This is a genomic window from Streptomyces sp. NPDC059534 (genome assembly GCF_042743475.1).
Classification (GTDB): Bacteria; Actinomycetota; Actinomycetes; order Streptomycetales; family Streptomycetaceae; genus Streptomyces.
The window spans coordinates 71,926-86,763 of record NZ_JBHWAQ010000003.1; the positions used below are offsets into that span (position 1 = coordinate 71,926).

13 protein-coding genes and 2 tRNA genes are annotated in these 14,838 nt (G+C 70.1%); 10 read left to right on the forward strand and 5 right to left on the reverse strand.

Annotated features, from left to right (window positions below; all coding sequences use genetic code 11):
- Window positions 1-40: 40 nt before the first annotated feature.
- Together ACFVZH_RS04570 and ACFVZH_RS04575 are read right to left on the reverse strand one after the other, a co-directional pair.
- The gene (locus tag ACFVZH_RS04570; RefSeq protein ID WP_384893093.1) at window positions 41-1,453 is read right to left on the reverse strand and encodes an amino acid permease; all 1,413 of its coding nucleotides are present in this window, start codon (window positions 1,451-1,453) and stop codon (window positions 41-43) included.
- 115 nt (window positions 1,454-1,568) lie between these two features.
- Window positions 1,569-2,954 carry an amino acid permease gene (locus ACFVZH_RS04575; protein ID WP_384893096.1) on the reverse strand — a complete coding sequence of 462 codons (1,386 nt, stop codon included), beginning with the start codon at window positions 2,952-2,954 and terminating at the stop codon, window positions 1,569-1,571.
- A 262-nt stretch (window positions 2,955-3,216) separates the two neighbouring features.
- On the opposite strand from ACFVZH_RS04575, the gene ACFVZH_RS04580 reads away from it, so the two are divergent.
- Window positions 3,217-3,810: a biotin transporter BioY gene (locus ACFVZH_RS04580; RefSeq protein ID WP_384893099.1), complete on the forward strand. Its 594-nt coding sequence runs from the start codon at window positions 3,217-3,219 to the stop codon at window positions 3,808-3,810.
- Between the two features lie 76 nt (window positions 3,811-3,886).
- Here ACFVZH_RS04580 and ACFVZH_RS04585 read toward each other — a convergent pair whose 3' ends face one another.
- A complete protein-coding gene (locus ACFVZH_RS04585) occupies window positions 3,887-5,341 on the reverse strand; it encodes an amino acid permease (protein WP_384893101.1) in 1,455 nt (484 codons plus the stop codon).
- A 196-nt stretch (window positions 5,342-5,537) separates the two neighbouring features.
- On the opposite strand from ACFVZH_RS04585, the gene ACFVZH_RS04590 reads away from it, so the two are divergent.
- Both ACFVZH_RS04590 and ACFVZH_RS04595 read left to right on the forward strand, forming a co-directional pair.
- Window positions 5,538-6,032: a ribose-5-phosphate isomerase gene (locus ACFVZH_RS04590; RefSeq protein WP_384893104.1), complete on the forward strand. Its 495-nt coding sequence runs from the start codon at window positions 5,538-5,540 to the stop codon at window positions 6,030-6,032.
- A complete protein-coding gene (locus ACFVZH_RS04595) occupies window positions 6,032-6,841 on the forward strand; it encodes an Fpg/Nei family DNA glycosylase (RefSeq protein WP_384893106.1) in 810 nt (269 codons plus the stop codon). Before ACFVZH_RS04590 ends, ACFVZH_RS04595 begins: the two co-directional genes overlap by 1 nt.
- Window positions 6,842-6,926: 85 nt before the next feature.
- On the opposite strand, the gene ACFVZH_RS04600 is transcribed toward ACFVZH_RS04595, so the two are convergent.
- Window positions 6,927-8,156 carry a GNAT family N-acetyltransferase gene (locus tag ACFVZH_RS04600; RefSeq protein ID WP_384893109.1) on the reverse strand — a complete coding sequence of 410 codons (1,230 nt, stop codon included), beginning with the start codon at window positions 8,154-8,156 and terminating at the stop codon, window positions 6,927-6,929.
- 106 nt (window positions 8,157-8,262) lie between these two features.
- On the opposite strand from ACFVZH_RS04600, the gene ACFVZH_RS04605 reads away from it, so the two are divergent.
- Both ACFVZH_RS04605 and ACFVZH_RS04610 read left to right on the forward strand, forming a co-directional pair.
- The gene (locus ACFVZH_RS04605; RefSeq protein ID WP_384893112.1) at window positions 8,263-9,408 is read left to right on the forward strand and encodes a PP2C family protein-serine/threonine phosphatase; all 1,146 of its coding nucleotides are present in this window, start codon (window positions 8,263-8,265) and stop codon (window positions 9,406-9,408) included.
- Between the two features lie 157 nt (window positions 9,409-9,565).
- Entirely contained in the window at window positions 9,566-9,760 is a 195-nt protein-coding gene (locus ACFVZH_RS04610) for a hypothetical protein (RefSeq protein WP_015033610.1), read from the forward strand.
- A 182-nt stretch (window positions 9,761-9,942) separates the two neighbouring features.
- Here the strand turns inward: ACFVZH_RS04610 and ACFVZH_RS04615 are convergent.
- Window positions 9,943-10,013 (reverse strand) — tRNA-Gly (locus tag ACFVZH_RS04615).
- Window positions 10,014-10,146: 133 nt separating this feature from the next.
- Here ACFVZH_RS04615 and ACFVZH_RS04620 point away from each other — a divergent pair.
- The 5 genes from ACFVZH_RS04620 (at window position 10,147) to clpX (ending at window position 14,803) form a co-directional block, all read left to right on the forward strand.
- Window positions 10,147-10,223, forward strand: a tRNA-Pro gene (locus ACFVZH_RS04620).
- A gap of 171 nt (window positions 10,224-10,394) precedes the next feature.
- A complete protein-coding gene (tig, locus tag ACFVZH_RS04625; protein WP_384893116.1) occupies window positions 10,395-11,780 on the forward strand; it encodes a trigger factor in 1,386 nt (461 codons plus the stop codon).
- Between the two features lie 238 nt (window positions 11,781-12,018).
- On the forward strand, window positions 12,019-12,636 hold the full coding sequence (locus tag ACFVZH_RS04630; RefSeq protein ID WP_317873384.1) for an ATP-dependent Clp protease proteolytic subunit: 618 nt from the start codon (window positions 12,019-12,021) through the stop codon (window positions 12,634-12,636).
- A gap of 64 nt (window positions 12,637-12,700) precedes the next feature.
- Entirely contained in the window at window positions 12,701-13,363 is a 663-nt protein-coding gene (locus tag ACFVZH_RS04635; RefSeq protein WP_367828109.1) for an ATP-dependent Clp protease proteolytic subunit, read from the forward strand.
- Between the two features lie 156 nt (window positions 13,364-13,519).
- Window positions 13,520-14,803, forward strand: a complete 1,284-nt coding sequence (clpX, locus tag ACFVZH_RS04640; RefSeq protein ID WP_015033605.1) for an ATP-dependent Clp protease ATP-binding subunit ClpX — start codon at window positions 13,520-13,522, stop codon at window positions 14,801-14,803.
- Window positions 14,804-14,838 lie beyond the last annotated feature (35 nt).

The following is a 14,838-nucleotide window of genomic DNA, read 5'->3' on the forward strand; positions in this document are numbered from 1 at the left end:
GGAAGGGGTTCGGGGGTTTCGCCGGCGGAGTCGGGTGCGGTCAGGAAGTCCGGCCCGCTGCCGCCTTCTGGCGTACGAGGCCGACCGCGGCCAGCAGCAGCGTCAGCCCGCCCGTCCAGAACAGCTGCACGCGGGTGCCCTCCTCGCGGGCCATCAGGACGAAGATCGCCGCCATGCCGGCCAGCGCCACCCAGGTCAGCACGGGGAAGGCCCACATGCGCACGACCAGCTTCTCGGGCGCCTCGCGCTCGGTGCGGCGGCGCAGCACCAGCTGCGAGGCGGCGATGAAGAACCAGACGACCAGGATGATCGCGCCGATCGTGTTCAGCAGCCAGATGAAGATGTCGTCCGGCCGCCAGTAGCTCAGCAGCACGCAGCCGAAGCCGAACACGGAGGAGACCAGCACGGCCGGGCGGGGCACGCCGCCGAAGAGGCGGCCCAGCGCCTTCGGGCCCTGACCGCGCGCGACGAGCGAGCCGGCCATGCGGGAGGCGCCGTAGACGTTGGCGTTCATCGCCGACAGCAGGGCGACCAGCACGACGACGTTCATGATCTGGCCGGCCGCCGGGATGCCCAGGTGGTCCAGGGTCGCGACGTACGGGCCCTTCTCCACGACCGCCCCGTCGCCCCACGGCACGAGGGTCACGATGACCGCCATCGAACCGATGTAGAAGAGCGCGATCCGCCACATCGCCGTACGGACGGCCTTGGCGACGCCCTGCACCGGGTGCTCGGACTCGGCCGCCGCGATCGTCACCGTCTCCAGACCGCCGTACGCGAAGACCGAGGCGAGCAGGCCCACGATCAGCCCCTCGGAGCCGTGCGGGAAGAAGCCGCCGTCACCGGTGAGGTTCGCGGTGCCGGGAGCGTCCGTACCGGGCAGGACGCCGGCGATCGCCAGCACGCCGATGCCGAGGAAGAGGACGATCGCGCCGACCTTGAGCGCGGCGAACCAGAACTCGAACTCGCCGAAGTTCTTCACGGCCGCCAGGTTGGTGACGCAGAAGACCACCATGAAGAGCGCGACCCAGGCCCACTCGGGGCTGCCGGGGAACCAGCCGGTCATGATCTTCGCGGCGCCGATGCCCTCCAGGCCGACGGCGACGCAGAGCAGGAACCAGAAGGCCCACCCCGAGGTGAAGCCGGCCCACGAGCCGAAGGCGCGCTCGGCGTGCACGGAGAAGGAGCCGGAGGCCGGGTTCGCCGCCGACATCTCGCCGAGCATCCGCATCACCAGCATCACGAGGACGCCGGAGAGGGCATAGGCGATCACGATCGACGGGCCGGCGGCGGCGATGCCGGCGCCGGAGCCGACGAAGAGTCCGGCGCCGATGACGCCGCCGAGGGCGATCATCGAGAGATGGCGCTGCTTGAGGCCGTGGGAGAGCCCCTCGGCGGGGGCTGCGGCGTCGTCCTCGCGGTCGACGGACGCGGGCGCGGTGGTCCGGGACATGGGCCGCCCTGTTCACTGGCTGAGACGGGGGAACGCGCCACAGTCTGGGCGGGCGCACCGCTCAGAGGGAACACACGTCCGCTATACGGGCACGACCTTCACACAAGGTGAAGGATCATGCCCGCTTCGTACGCAGCTCCCGCACCCCCGCCACCAGCAGCACCGCGGCGGTCGCCGCCGCCGACCACAGCACCTGCGGCCGCGCCCCGTCGTCGCACAGCATCAGCACGAGCACCGCCGCCATCGCCGCCAGCGCCACCCACGTCAGCCATGGGAAGCCCCACATCCGCAGCGTCAGCGTCTCGGGCGCCTCCCGCTCGATCCGGCGGCGCAGCCGCAGCTGCGAGACCGCGATCAGGGCCCAGACGAAGAGCAGCACCGCCCCGACGGCGTTCAGCATGTAGAGGAAGACGGAATCCGGCCACTTCAGATTGAGCAGGACCGAGACGAAGCCGAAGGCCACCGACGCGAGCACCGCCCGGCGCGGCACCCCTCCGCCGGAGATCCGCAGCAGCCCCTTCGGCGCCTCCCCGCGCTCGGCGAGCGAGAACACCATCCGCGAGGAGCCGTACAGGTTCGCGTTCAGCGCCGAGAGCAGCGCCACGAACACCACGACGTTCATGATCTGACCGGCCCCCGGCACCCCGATCGCGTCCAGGACCGCCACGTACGGAGACTCCCCGGGCTTCATCGCGGTCCACGGCAGCAGCGTCACGATGACCAGCATCGAACCCACGTAGAACAGCAGGATCCGCCACACCGCGCTGCGCACCGCCCGCGCCACGTTCCGCGCCGGGTCGTCGGACTCGGCCGCCGCGATCGTGACGACCTCCAGACCGCCGAAGGCGAAGACGACCGCCAGCACCCCGGAGACCACCCCGGCCCAGCCGTTCGGCAGGAAGCCGCCCTGCCCGGTCAGGTTCGTGAGCCCCACCGGATCCGTGTCGGGCAGCCAACCCGCGATCGCGAGCACCCCGAGCGCCAGGAACAGCACGATCGCGCCGACCTTGAGCGCGGCGAACCAGAACTCGAACTCGCCGAAGTTCTTCACCGCCGCGAGGTTGGCGAGGGTGAACACGACCATGAAGACCAGCACCCAGCCCCACTGCGGGACCCCCGGCACCCAGCCGTGCGCGATCCGCGCCGCGCCCGTCGCCTCCACCGCGAGCACCACCACGAGGAGGAACCAGTACAGCCAGCCCACCGAGAAACCGGCCCACCGGCCGAGCGCCCGCTCGGCGTGCACCGAGAAGGCACCCGACGCGGGCATCGCCGCCGACATCTCGCCCAGCATCCGCATGACCAGCATCGCCAGCGCGCCCGCGATCAGATACGAGACCACGATGCCGGGCCCGGCGACGGCGATGCCCGCACCCGAGCCGACGAACAGCCCGGCGCCGATCACCCCGCCCAGGCCCAGCATCGTCAGATGACGCTGCTTCAGGCCGTGGGACAGAGGCTCCGGTTCGGTGAGGGAGGGGGACGGCGGGGCGTCGCGCATGGTGGGGGCTCGCGCTCTCGGAGAGGTGACACTTTATGGAGACCCCACAGTCTCTCTGTTTGCCTCCCCTTGGCGCAAAAGGGGCGACTCACAGCGATCCGCCAGTGACGAGGGTCACGTAGCGCGAAGCGGGAAACCCGTCCTTTGTCGGAACCCCATGAAGCGGTCGGCTCTCCCTTTGTCGGCGGCTGACGGTGATCGGGCGTTCACTCCTGGCATACCGTCAAGCTGTCCCTCCCACCCTCACCCTCGCGGAGTACCGATGAGCACCGCCGCCGCCCCCGCCCGCACCCTCCGTGCCGGCACCGTCCTCGCCGACCTGCTCCCCGCGAGCCGCGCCCGCGACATCGCCCTGGTCGTCGGCGGCGCCGCCCTCACCGGCCTCGCGGCGCAGCTCTCCGTCCCGGTCCCCGGCTCCCCGGTCCCGGTCTCCGGCCAGACCTTCGCCGCACTGCTCGTCGGCACCGCGCTCGGCGCCCGCCGCGGCTTCCTCGCCCTCGCGCTGTACGCCGTGGCCGGCATGGCGGGCGTGCCGTGGTTCGCGCAGGCCACCTCCGGCTACGGCATGCCGTCCTTCGGCTACATCCTCGGCATGCTGCTCGCCTCGACCGTCGTCGGCGCCCTCGCCCGTCGCGGCGCCGACCGCTCCGTCCTGCGCACCGCCGGCGCCATGGTCCTCGGCTCCGCGATCATCTACGCCGTCGGCGTGCCCTACCTGGCCCTCGCCACCGGCATGACCCTCGGCCAGGCCGTCGCCGCGGGCCTCACCCCCTTCCTCATCGGCGACGCCCTCAAGGCCGCCCTCGCCATGGGCGTCCTCCCCGCCGCCTGGAAGCTGGCCGGCCGCAAGGGCTGAGCCCCGCGGACGCACGAGGAGGGCCCGCCGTTCCCCGGGGAACGGCGGGCCCTCTCGCGTATACGCGCCTATGGGGTCACGGGCGCTCGGAGACCTCCGCGGGCCGGTCGGCCTTGCCGAAGCGCTGCCGGACCAGCGAGATCGCGATGACGAGCGCGGCGACGAGCAGGGACAGCACGACCTGGTCGCGGTTGCTGCCGCCGTCGTAGACCATGTAGCCGAGGACGCCGACGATCATGACGATGGTCGCCCACGTCAGGTACGGGAAGAGCCACATCCGCACGACGAGCTTCTCCGGCGACTCGCGCAGGATGATGCCGCGCATGCGCAGCTGGGTCACGCAGATGACCAGCCAGACGAAGAGCGCGACCGCGCCGGAGGAGTTGAGCAGGAAGGCGAAGACGGTGTCCGGCCACTTGTAGTTGAAGAACACCGCGACGAAGCCGAAGACGACCGAGCCGAGGATCGCGGCCGTCGGCACGCCCCGCTTGTTGACCTTGGCGAACGCCTTGGGCGCGTCGCCGCGCCGGCCGAGCGAGAAGGCCATGCGCGAGGCGGTGTAGAGACCCGAGTTCAGGCAGGACAGGACGGCCGTCAGGACGATCACGTTCATGATCTGGCCGGCGTGCGCGATGCCGATGGAGTCGAGGGCGGCGACGTACGAGCCCTTCTCGACGATGGACTTGTCGTTCCACGGCAGCAGGGTGAGGACGATGAAGATCGAGCCCAGGTAGAAGACGCCGATCCGCCAGATCACGCTGTTGGTGGCCTTGGTGACCGCCTTCTGCGGGTTCTCGGACTCACCGGCGGCCAGCGTGACGATCTCGCTGCCCATGAAGGAGAAGACGACCATCAGCACACCGGTGAGGACCGCTCCCGCACCCATCGGGAAGAAGCCCCCGCTGTCGGTGAGGTGCGCGAATCCCGCGCCCGGGTTGTCCGAGCCGGGCAGTACGCCGAAGACCGCGAGCAGGCCGATGACGACGAAGGCGCCGATGGCGACGACCTTGATGCCGGCGAACCAGAACTCGAACTCGCCGTAGGAGGCGACGGAGCCGAGGTTGGTGACGGTGAGGACCACCATCACGATGAGCGCCCAGCCCCACTGCGGGACGGCCGGGACCCAGCTCTCCAGGATCTTGGCGCCCGCGGTCGCCTCGACGGCGAGGACGACGACCCAGAAGAACCAGTAGAGCCAGCCGATGCTGAAGCCGGCCCAGCGGCCGAGGGCCTGGTCCGCGTAGGCGGAGAAGGAGCCGGAGGACGGCCGGGCGGCGGCCATCTCGCCGAGCATCCGCATCACGAAGACGACCATGGCGCCGACGAGTGCGTACGAGAGCAGGATCGCGGGGCCGGCCGCGGCGATGCCGGAGCCGGAGCCGACGAAGAGTCCGGCGCCGATGACCCCGCCGATGGCGATCATCGACAGGTGACGGTTCTTGAGTCCGGCCTTGAGGCCGTCGGAGGACTGCGGGGTTCCGGGGGTGCCGGTCGCCTGGTCGTCCTTCGGCAGGGTCGGTTGCGTGTTCATCGACGCTTCCTCGTGTGTGGGGGGCGCTCGGGTCGCGAGCCCGAGCATTGAACCCCGTGAGCGGGGATGATCGGAAGTCCTCATTCCGGATCGTTGTACGGACGACCTCGCGAGAGTCGAAGGTCCATACCAGGTCGGGTGAAGGTCCCGACCCCGCTGCCTGCTACCCGGGCCCAGGCGTGCCACACTCGGCATCATGCGCGTCTATATCGGCTCCGACCACGCCGGCTTTGAACTGAAGAACCACCTCGTCGAGTGGCTCACCGGACACGGCCACGAGGCCGTCGACTGTGGCCCCCACATCTACGACGCCCTCGACGACTACCCGCCGTTCTGCCTGCGTGCCGCCGAGAAGACGGCCGCGGACCCGGACAGCCTGGGCGTCGTCATCGGCGGCTCCGGCAACGGCGAGCAGATCGCCGCGAACAAGGTGAAGGGGGTGCGCGCCGCCCTCGCCTGGAGCGAGCAGACCGCCGCCCTCGGCCGCGAGCACAACAACGCCAACGTGATCTCCGTCGGCGGCCGGATGCACACCCAGGAAGAGGCGACCAAGTTCGTCGAGATCTTCCTGAGCACCCCGTACTCCGGTGACGAGCGTCACACCCGCCGGATCGACATGCTCACCGCGTACGAGAACACCGGCGAGCTCCCCCCGATCCCGGCCCACCACCCGCAGGAGCCCACCGCCTGATGCCCGAAGGGCACACCATCCACCGACTGGCCGCCGACCACCGGGAACGGTTCGGCGGCCGGTCCGTGCGCGTCTCCAGCCCCCAGGGCAGGTTCGCCGCCTCGGCGGCCCTGCTCGACGGCGCCGTCCTGGAGACCACCGAGGCCCACGGCAAACACCTCTTCCTCGGCTTCGGGGACAGAGGCTGGATCCACATCCACCTCGGCCTCTTCGGCAAGGTGAACTTCGGCGACGCCCCCGCCCCGCCGCCCACCGACACCGTCCGGCTGAGGCTCGCCGCCCCCGACGCGTACGTCGACCTGCGCGGCCCCACCACCTGCGCCACCCTCACCGACGCCGAGAAGCAGGCGATACACGACCGACTCGGCCCCGACCCGCTCCGCGCGGGCGACGACCCCGCCAGGGCCTGGCGCCGCATCGCGAAGTCCCGGACGACCGTCGCCGCCCTCCTCATGGACCAGAAGGTCATCGCCGGCGTCGGCAACGTCTACCGCGCCGAGGTCCTCTTCCGGCACGGCATCGACCCGTACCGCGCCGGCAAGGACCTCACGCCGGGGGAGTGGGACGCGATCTGGACGGACCTCGCGGCGCTGATGCGCGAAGGCGTCCGCCTCAACCGCATCGACACCGTCCGCCCCGAGCACACCCCCGAGGCCATGGGCCGCCCGCCCCGCGTCGACGACCACGGCGGCGAGGTCTACGTCTACCGCCGCGCGCACCAGCCCTGCCATCTCTGCGCGACGCCCGTCCGCACCGCCGACCTCGCCGCCCGCAACCTCTTCTGGTGCCCGAACTGCCAGAAGCGCTGACGCGCCGCGACCCGCCGGCCGCGTCGCGGGCATACGTCCGCCGAGGCCGGAACGGGGTCGGACGGCGCCACTTCCCGGACGCGGCCTAGAACCCGTGCGGCAGCCACGGCGCGACAGGCGACCCGAAGGCGACGGACGCCTCGACCAGCGCACCCTCCCGAAGCTCCCGCACCCGCCCGGCCGCGGCCAACGACACCAGCGACGTCCCACCCAGATACGCCGCCCCCAACTCCCGTACGGACAAAGCCAGGTCCGGCGCGTCCCCCGTACGCACACAGGTCGCCCCCTTCGCGTCACCCGTGAGCCGCCAACGCCCCTCGTTCCACGGGCAGAACGCGTCCTCGACCTCGAACACCACGTCCACCGGCGCCTGGTACGTCCGCGCCTCCAGCGCGGCGCCCACCTCCACGAGCCGGACGAACAGCACCTCCCGCGCCGTCGGCTCACACCGCCGCACGTCCGACACCAGGTGTCGCCACGCGCCGTCCACCGGACTGCTGTGGATCCGTACCGTCGCCGCCAGGTCCACCGAGCACAGGAACCGCCACAGCGCCGCCTCCGCCACCGGGTCGAGCGCGAGCAGCTGCTGCACCCCCACGGAACCGTCCGCCCCCGCGTACGACCAGTTCGGCTTGATCGCGTAGTGCGCGAAGCCCACGACCTCCCCGTCCCGCTCCGCCAGCACGCACAGCCGCGGCGAGGCGCCCTCGCGCTCCGACTCCGGGTCGAGCAGCGGCAGCCGCTCCCAGCCGGGCCCCCGGGCCACCATTCCCGGCCGCCGCGGCACCAGCCGGGCGTACACCTCCTCGCAGATCGCCGACGACTCCGTCAGGTCGGCCTGCCGCAGGGTCACCCCGTCCGTGCCGTCCGGCACCGAGAGCCGCACCCGGTTCGTGTCGATCGTCGCGCGCTCGGCCCACGTCCCGGCGCCGTAGCCGAACCGCCCGTAGATCACCGGCTCGGAGGCCGTGAGCACGGCCAGCGGCTCACCCGCCGCCCGTACGTCGTCGAGCTGCCGCCGCATCATCGAGCTGAGGATCCCGCGCCGCCGGTGCGTGCCCGCCACGCTCACCATCGTCACGCCGGCCGCCGGTACGAGCGCCCCGCCCGGCACCGTCAGCCGGAACGAGAACGCGCCCGCCGTCCCCACGCACAGGCCCCCGTCCCAGGCGCCGAGCGACCGCTCGCACTCCGTCAGGTCCCGCCACAGGGCGCGCGAGTCCGGCGGCTCGTGAAGGCCCCCGAACGCGAGGTCCAGAACCCCGAACCAACGGTCCCAGTCGGAAGGGTCGAGCACGCGCAGTTCAGTCGTCATATGCCATCGATATCAGCGGCGTGCGCCCGGGGCGACCCGATTTCACGCACATTGTCACCGGGGTACCCCTGCGCGATGTCGGACCGTGTGGATAGGGTCCAGGCCAATGGGACACCGCGCCGGAGTGAACACGTACGCGGCCCGGACGCGCAGGCGCGCCCGCCGGGCCCGCATCGCGCTGCGCAAGTCGGGTGTCGACTACTTCCGCGGCGACGGCTCCGACTGGCTCGCCTTCGCCGGCCTCCTCCTCATGATCCCGGCCATCGCCTGCGGGACGATCCTCGACCCCGTCTGGTGCGCGCCCTCCGCGCTCGTCCTGCCGATCGTGGCCGGCGGACTGCTGCTGCGCCCCGCCAGCCTGCTCGGTCTGTACGCGACCGCCGCCGGCGCCCTCATCGTCGAGTCCGTCGTCCTCGGCCCGTACACCCAGGGCCCCGCCCGGGTCACCCCCGGCACCGTCCTGGTCGTCGCCGCCTGCGGCCTCTTCGGGCTGCTCATCGCCCAGTTCCGGGCGCGCGTCGGCGTGCCCTGGCGGCGCGGCGGCACCATGCTCTTCGATCTGCGCGAACGCATCCGCGTGCAGAGCGCCCTGCCCCGGCTGCCACAGGGCTGGCACCGCGAGATGGCGCTCCGCCCGGCCGGCGGCCAGTCCTTCTCCGGCGACTTCGTCGTCGCCGCCCGCACCCACGGCGGCCGCACCCTGGAGGTCGTCCTCACCGACGTCTCCGGCAAGGGCATGGACGCGGCCTCCCGCTCCCTGCTGCTCTCCGGCGCCTTCGGCGGCCTCCTCGGCTCGCTCCCGCCGCACGGCTTCCTCCCCGCGGCCAACGGCTATCTGCTCCGGCAGAACTGGGACGAGGGCTTCGCCACCTCGATCCACCTCGTCCTGGACCTGGACTCCGGCGACTACGAGCTCTACTCCGCCGGCCACCTCCCGGCCCTCCAGCTCCACGCCGGCAGCGGCCGCTGGGAGGAGAAGGCCGCCGAAGGCCCCCTCCTCGGCGTCTACGACGGCGCCGAGTTCCACCCCGTCAAGGGCTCCCTGCGCCCCGGCGACGTCCTCATGCTCTTCACCGACGGCCTCGTCGAGGCCGCCGACCGGGACATCGCCGAGGGCATCGACCGCCTCACCGGCGAGGCCGACCGCTGCGTCGCCGCCGGCTTCGAGGGTGTCGCCTGGCACCTCATCGAAGCCGTCGCCAAGGACGTCAACGACGACCGCGCGCTGCTGCTGATCTCCCGCCCGATCTGACCGAACACCCCCTCGGGCGAAGTGATCTTCTCCACGACGATTCGTCACCCGGCAGCGAGGGCAAGGGGGTTGGTGGCACGATGGAGGTAGCGGGGGGTGTTCCGGGACACGGGCTCCCTGGTGGGCAACGTGGGACCGACCGAGGGTGTGATCAGTTGTGGCCATTTCACTGTCTGTGGTGTTGCTGTTGGCAATCATCCTGGTGGTGCTGATCCGCGGGGGGAACCTCAAGGGCGGCCCGGCTGTCGTCGCCGTCCTCTTCGGCTTCTTCCTCGCCTCCACCGGCATGGCCGACGACATTCAGCGCTTCCTGGACTCGATAACGCAGACGGTCGCCTCCATAAAGTTCTGAATCGACGACGGGCCCCCGCCGATCCCGGCGGGGGCCCGTCGCGTGCGCGCGTGCGGTCGCCGGCGAATCGCGTTCGCGCTGCAGAGCCCCTCGGGGGCACGCCGGTGGCCGGGCGCGGCTAGCCGGTCGGACCGGCTCAGGAACGAAGAAAACCCCAGGTGACCTGGGGTTTTCTTCAGAAGAGCGGGTGACGGGAATCGAACCCGCGTAGCTAGTTTGGAAGACTAGTGCTCTACCATTGAGCTACACCCGCACAGCATCGCGCCGCAGGTCACGGGGACCGCGGCACGAGGAGCATGGTAGCCGGTCGGGAGCGTTCTTCGCACACCCCGAAAAACAGGGGGCGCCGCAGAGTCTCCGTCCATGTACCCTACGTGTCGCACCGACGGGGTGTGGCGCAGCTTGGTAGCGCGTCCGCTTTGGGAGCGGAAGGCCGTGGGTTCAAATCCCGCCACCCCGACCATGACGATCACGCGCTCACCTCGCACGTGCTTGATCACGTTGTGGGCGTCATCCCGCTTGCGGTTACTATGCAAGCTGCGTGCCCGTGTGTCTTTCTGACCGGGCCGAGCCGCCGAAGCCGCTACACGCGGTATCGGCGGATTCCAGGAATCAGCCACAAGGAGACCGAACCGTGAAGAGCGCCGTGGAGACCCTGAACCCGACTCGGGTTCGGCTCACTGTCGAGGTGCCCTTCGAGGAGCTCAAGGACAGCCTCGACGCGGCGTACAAGAAGATCAACCAGCAGGTCACGGTCAAGGGCTTCCGTAAGGGCAAGATCCCGGCTCGCGTGATCGACCAGCGGTTCGGCCGCGGCGCCGTGCTGGAGGAGGCCGTCAACGACGCGCTCCCGAAGTTCTACACCGAGGCCGTCAACGAGGCCGAGGTCAACCCGCTGGGTCAGCCCGAGGTCGACATCACGGAGCTGAAGGACGGCGAGCTGCTGGCCTTCACCGCCGAGGTCGACATCCGCCCGACGATCGAGATCCCGGACTACTCCGGCATCGAGGTCACCGTCGACGCGGTCGAGGTCACCGACGAGGACGTCGAGAAGTCCGTGGAGCAGCTGCGCGAGCGCTTCGCGTCGACCTCCCCGGTCGAGCGCGCCGCCCAGGACGGCGACGTCGTCACGATCGACCTCGAGGCCAAGGTCGACGGCGAGGTCCTGCCCGACGGTGTCGCCGACGGTGTCTCGTACACCATCGGTTCCGGCGAGCTGCTCGAGGGCATCGACGAGGCCGTCAAGGGCCTGGAGGCCGGCGGCGAGGCGACCTTCACCTCGCAGCTGAAGGGCGGCTCCGCCGAGGGCAAGGACGCGGAGGTCACCGTCAAGGTCACCACCGTCGCCGCCCGTGAGCTCCCCGAGCTGGACGACGAGTTCGCCCAGCTGGCGTCGGAGTTCGACACCCTCGACGAGCTCAAGGCGGACAGCCGCAAGCGCCTCGAGAACATGAAGCAGTTCGACCAGGCCACCCAGGCCCAGGAGCGCGTCCTCGACGAGCTCCTCAAGCTGGTCGAGGTCCCGATGCCCGAGAAGCTTCTCGAGGACGAGATCAACACCCGCAAGCACAACCTGGAGCACCACCAGCTCGGCCAGATGGGCCTCGACCTCGCGAAGTACCTGGAGATCCAGGGCAAGACCGAGGAAGAGTTCCTGGCCGAGACGCAGGAGCAGGCCGAGAAGGGCATCAAGACGCAGTTCATCCTGGATGAGCTCGTCAACAAGGAGAAGCTCGACGTCTCCCGCGAGGAGCTCACCGAGCACCTGTTCCGCCGTGCCGCCTCCTCCGGCATGAGCCCCGACCAGTTCGCCCAGGCCGTGGCCCAGGGCGGCCAGGTGCCGATGCTCGTCGGCGAGGTCGCCCGCGGCAAGGCCCTCGCGGTCGTCGTCGAGGCCGCCAAGGTCGTCGACACCAACGGTGAGGTCGTCGACCTCTCCGACGACGAGGACGAGGTCGAGACCGCCGCCGAGGCCGTCGAGGCCGTCACCGGCGAGGCCGAGGTCTCCGAGGACAAGTAAGGGCCCCCGCTCACGCGGACCCTGCTCCACGGGCCCGTACGCACTCCTGTGCGTACGGGCCCGTGGACGTACCCGGACCCCCTTACACGCCCCCAACTACCTTGCGCTCCCAGCGAACAGTTCGGGAACCGGGATGGCGTTGTCCTACCTGCGCGTTAGGGTCCATGAATACGAGGGCAGTGCCCTCTGAACGAGACGCTGAGACGGCCCTGGCCGTCGGAGACGAGCAGGTGGATACGTGACGAATCTGAAGCCTTACGCCGCGGGTGAGCCGTCCATCGGCGGCGGCCTCGGCGACCATGTCTACAACCGGCTCCTCGGTGAGCGCATCGTCTTCCTCGGCCAGCAGGTCGACGACGAGATCGCCAACAAGATCACCGCCCAGATGCTCCTCCTGGCCGCCGAGCCGGAGAAGGACATCTTCCTGTACATCAACAGCCCCGGCGGCTCGGTGACGGCCGGCATGGCCGTCTACGACACCATGCAGTTCATCCCGAACGACGTCGTCACCATCGGTATGGGCATGGCGGCCTCCATGGGCCAGTTCCTGCTCACCGCCGGCGCCCCCGGCAAGCGCTTCGCGCTGCCGAACACCGACATCCTGATGCACCAGGGCTCCGCCGGTATCGGCGGCACGGCCTCCGACATCAAGATCCAGGCCGAGTACCTGCTCCGCACCAAGAAGCGCATGGCCGAGATCACCGCGCAGCACTCCGGCCAGACGGTCGAGGCGATCATCCGCGACGGCGACCGCGACCGCTGGTTCACCGCGGACGAGGCCAAGGAGTACGGCCTCATCGACGACATCATCACGCACGCCGCGGGTGTTCCGGGCGGCGGCGGCACGGGCGCCTGAGCGCCGTCAGCCGCCGAAGAGCCCCAGCCCCCCGCCGAACGCCACCAGGACGGTGAACACCCCGATGCACAACAACCTCTCCGCGAGCGGCCTCTACACCGGCGCGCCGATGGACAACCGCTACGTCGTTCCGCGCTTCGTCGAGCGCACCTCGCAGGGCATCCGCGAGTACGACCCGTACGCGAAGCTCTTCGAGGAGCGCGTGATCTTCCTCGGCGTGCAGATCGACGACGCCTCCGCCAACGACGTCATGGCGCAGCTGCTGTGCCTGGAGTCGATGGACCCGGACCGCGACATCTCGATCTACATCAACAGCCCCGGTGGCTCCTTCACCGCGCTGACGGCGATCTACGACACGATGCAGTTCGTGAAGCCGGACATCCAGACGGTCTGCATGGGCCAGGCGGCCTCCGCCGCGGCCGTGCTGCTCGCCGCCGGCACCCCCGGCAAGCGGATGGCCCTGCCGAACGCCCGCGTGCTGATCCACCAGCCTTCCGGCGGCACCGGCCGTGAGCAGCTCTCCGACCTGGAGATCGCGGCCCGCGAGATCCTGCGCATGCGCAGCCAGCTGGAGGAGATGCTGGCCAAGCACTCCTCGACCCCGATCGAGAAGATCCGCGACGACATCGAGCGCGACAAGATCCTGACCGCCGAGGACGCCCTCGCGTACGGCCTGGTCGACCAGATCGTCTCGACCCGCAAGAGCACGGCCTCCGCCGAGCGCTGACGCCCGACCTTCCCCTGGCACGGTCCGTGTGGCCGAATCGCGACCATGTGAACCGTGCCAAGGGGGGCCCGAACGAGGGGCCCGGCAAGGTACCGTCGAATATGAGGCACCAGGAGTCGCTGAACCAAGCACTCCCAGGCGAAGGGGAAGCACCTCGTGGCACGCATCGGTGATGGCGGCGACCTGCTCAAGTGCTCGTTCTGCGGAAAGAGCCAGAAGCAGGTGAAGAAGCTCATCGCGGGACCCGGTGTGTACATCTGCGACGAGTGCATCGACCTCTGCAACGAGATCATCGAGGAAGAACTCGCGGAGACGAGCGAGGTGCGCTGGGAGGAACTCCCGAAGCCCCGCGAGATCTACGAGTTCCTCGAGGGGTACGTCGTCGGGCAGGAGCCCGCGAAGAAGGCCCTGTCGGTCGCGGTGTACAACCACTACAAGCGCGTCCAGGCCGGCGAGAACGGCGGCGCGCAGGGCCGGGACGACGCCATCGAACTGGCGAAGTCCAACATTCTGCTGCTCGGCCCCACGGGCTCCGGGAAGACGCTGCTCGCGCAGACCCTGGCCCGGATGCTCAACGTCCCGTTCGCCATCGCCGACGCGACGGCGCTGACGGAGGCCGGCTATGTCGGCGAGGACGTCGAGAACATCCTGCTCAAGCTGATCCAGGCGGCCGACTACGACGTCAAGAAGGCCGAGACCGGGATCATCTACATCGACGAGATCGACAAGGTCGCCCGTAAGAGCGAAAACCCGTCGATCACGCGTGACGTCTCCGGCGAGGGCGTGCAGCAGGCCCTGCTGAAGATCCTGGAGGGCACCACCGCCTCCGTGCCGCCGCAGGGCGGCCGGAAGCACCCGCACCAGGAGTTCATCCAGATCGACACGACGAACGTGCTCTTCATCGTGGGCGGCGCCTTCGCCGGCCTGGAGAAGATCATCGAGTCGCGGGCGGGCGCCAAGGGCATCGGCTTCGGGGCGACCATCCGCTCCAAGCGCGAGATCGAGGCGAGCGACCAGTTCCAGGAGGTCATGCCGGAGGACCTGGTGAAGTTCGGGATGATCCCGGAGTTCATCGGCCGTCTCCCGGTCCTCACCTCGGTCCACAACCTGGACCGCGAGGCGCTCCTCCAGATCCTCGTCGAGCCGCGCAACGCGCTGGTCAAGCAGTACCAGCGTCTCTTCGAACTCGACGGCGTGGAGCTGGACTTCGACCGCCCGGCCCTGGAGGCCATCGCCGACCAGGCGATCCTCCGCGGCACCGGCGCCCGCGGTCTGCGCGCCATCATGGAGGAAGTCCTCCAGTCGGTGATGTACGAGGTCCCGTCCCGCAAGGACGTGGCCCGGGTCGTCATCACCGCCGACGTCGTCCGCAACAACGTCAACCCGACGCTGGTCCCGCGGATCGTGAAGAACGACGGCAGGCACGAGAAGTCGGCCTGAGCCGTACGGACATGAAAGGGGCGCCCCGCCGACCG

Excerpts from the sequence above, each read along its gene's own strand:
- ACFVZH_RS04570 (WP_384893093.1), bottom strand. The coding sequence starts at position 1,453 with ATGTCCCGGACCACCGCGCCCGCGTCCGTCGACCGCGAGGACGACGCC.
- ACFVZH_RS04575 (WP_384893096.1), bottom strand. The coding sequence starts at position 2,954 with ATGCGCGACGCCCCGCCGTCCCCCTCCCTCACCGAACCGGAGCCTCTG.
- ACFVZH_RS04580 (WP_384893099.1), top strand. The coding sequence starts at position 3,217 with ATGAGCACCGCCGCCGCCCCCGCCCGCACCCTCCGTGCCGGCACCGTC.
- ACFVZH_RS04585 (WP_384893101.1), bottom strand. The coding sequence starts at position 5,341 with ATGAACACGCAACCGACCCTGCCGAAGGACGACCAGGCGACCGGCACC.
- ACFVZH_RS04590 (WP_384893104.1), top strand. The coding sequence starts at position 5,538 with ATGCGCGTCTATATCGGCTCCGACCACGCCGGCTTTGAACTGAAGAAC.
- ACFVZH_RS04595 (WP_384893106.1), top strand. The coding sequence starts at position 6,032 with ATGCCCGAAGGGCACACCATCCACCGACTGGCCGCCGACCACCGGGAA.
- ACFVZH_RS04600 (WP_384893109.1), bottom strand. The coding sequence starts at position 8,156 with ATGACGACTGAACTGCGCGTGCTCGACCCTTCCGACTGGGACCGTTGG.
- ACFVZH_RS04605 (WP_384893112.1), top strand. The coding sequence starts at position 8,263 with ATGGGACACCGCGCCGGAGTGAACACGTACGCGGCCCGGACGCGCAGG.
- ACFVZH_RS04635 (WP_367828109.1), top strand. The coding sequence starts at position 12,701 with ATGCACAACAACCTCTCCGCGAGCGGCCTCTACACCGGCGCGCCGATG.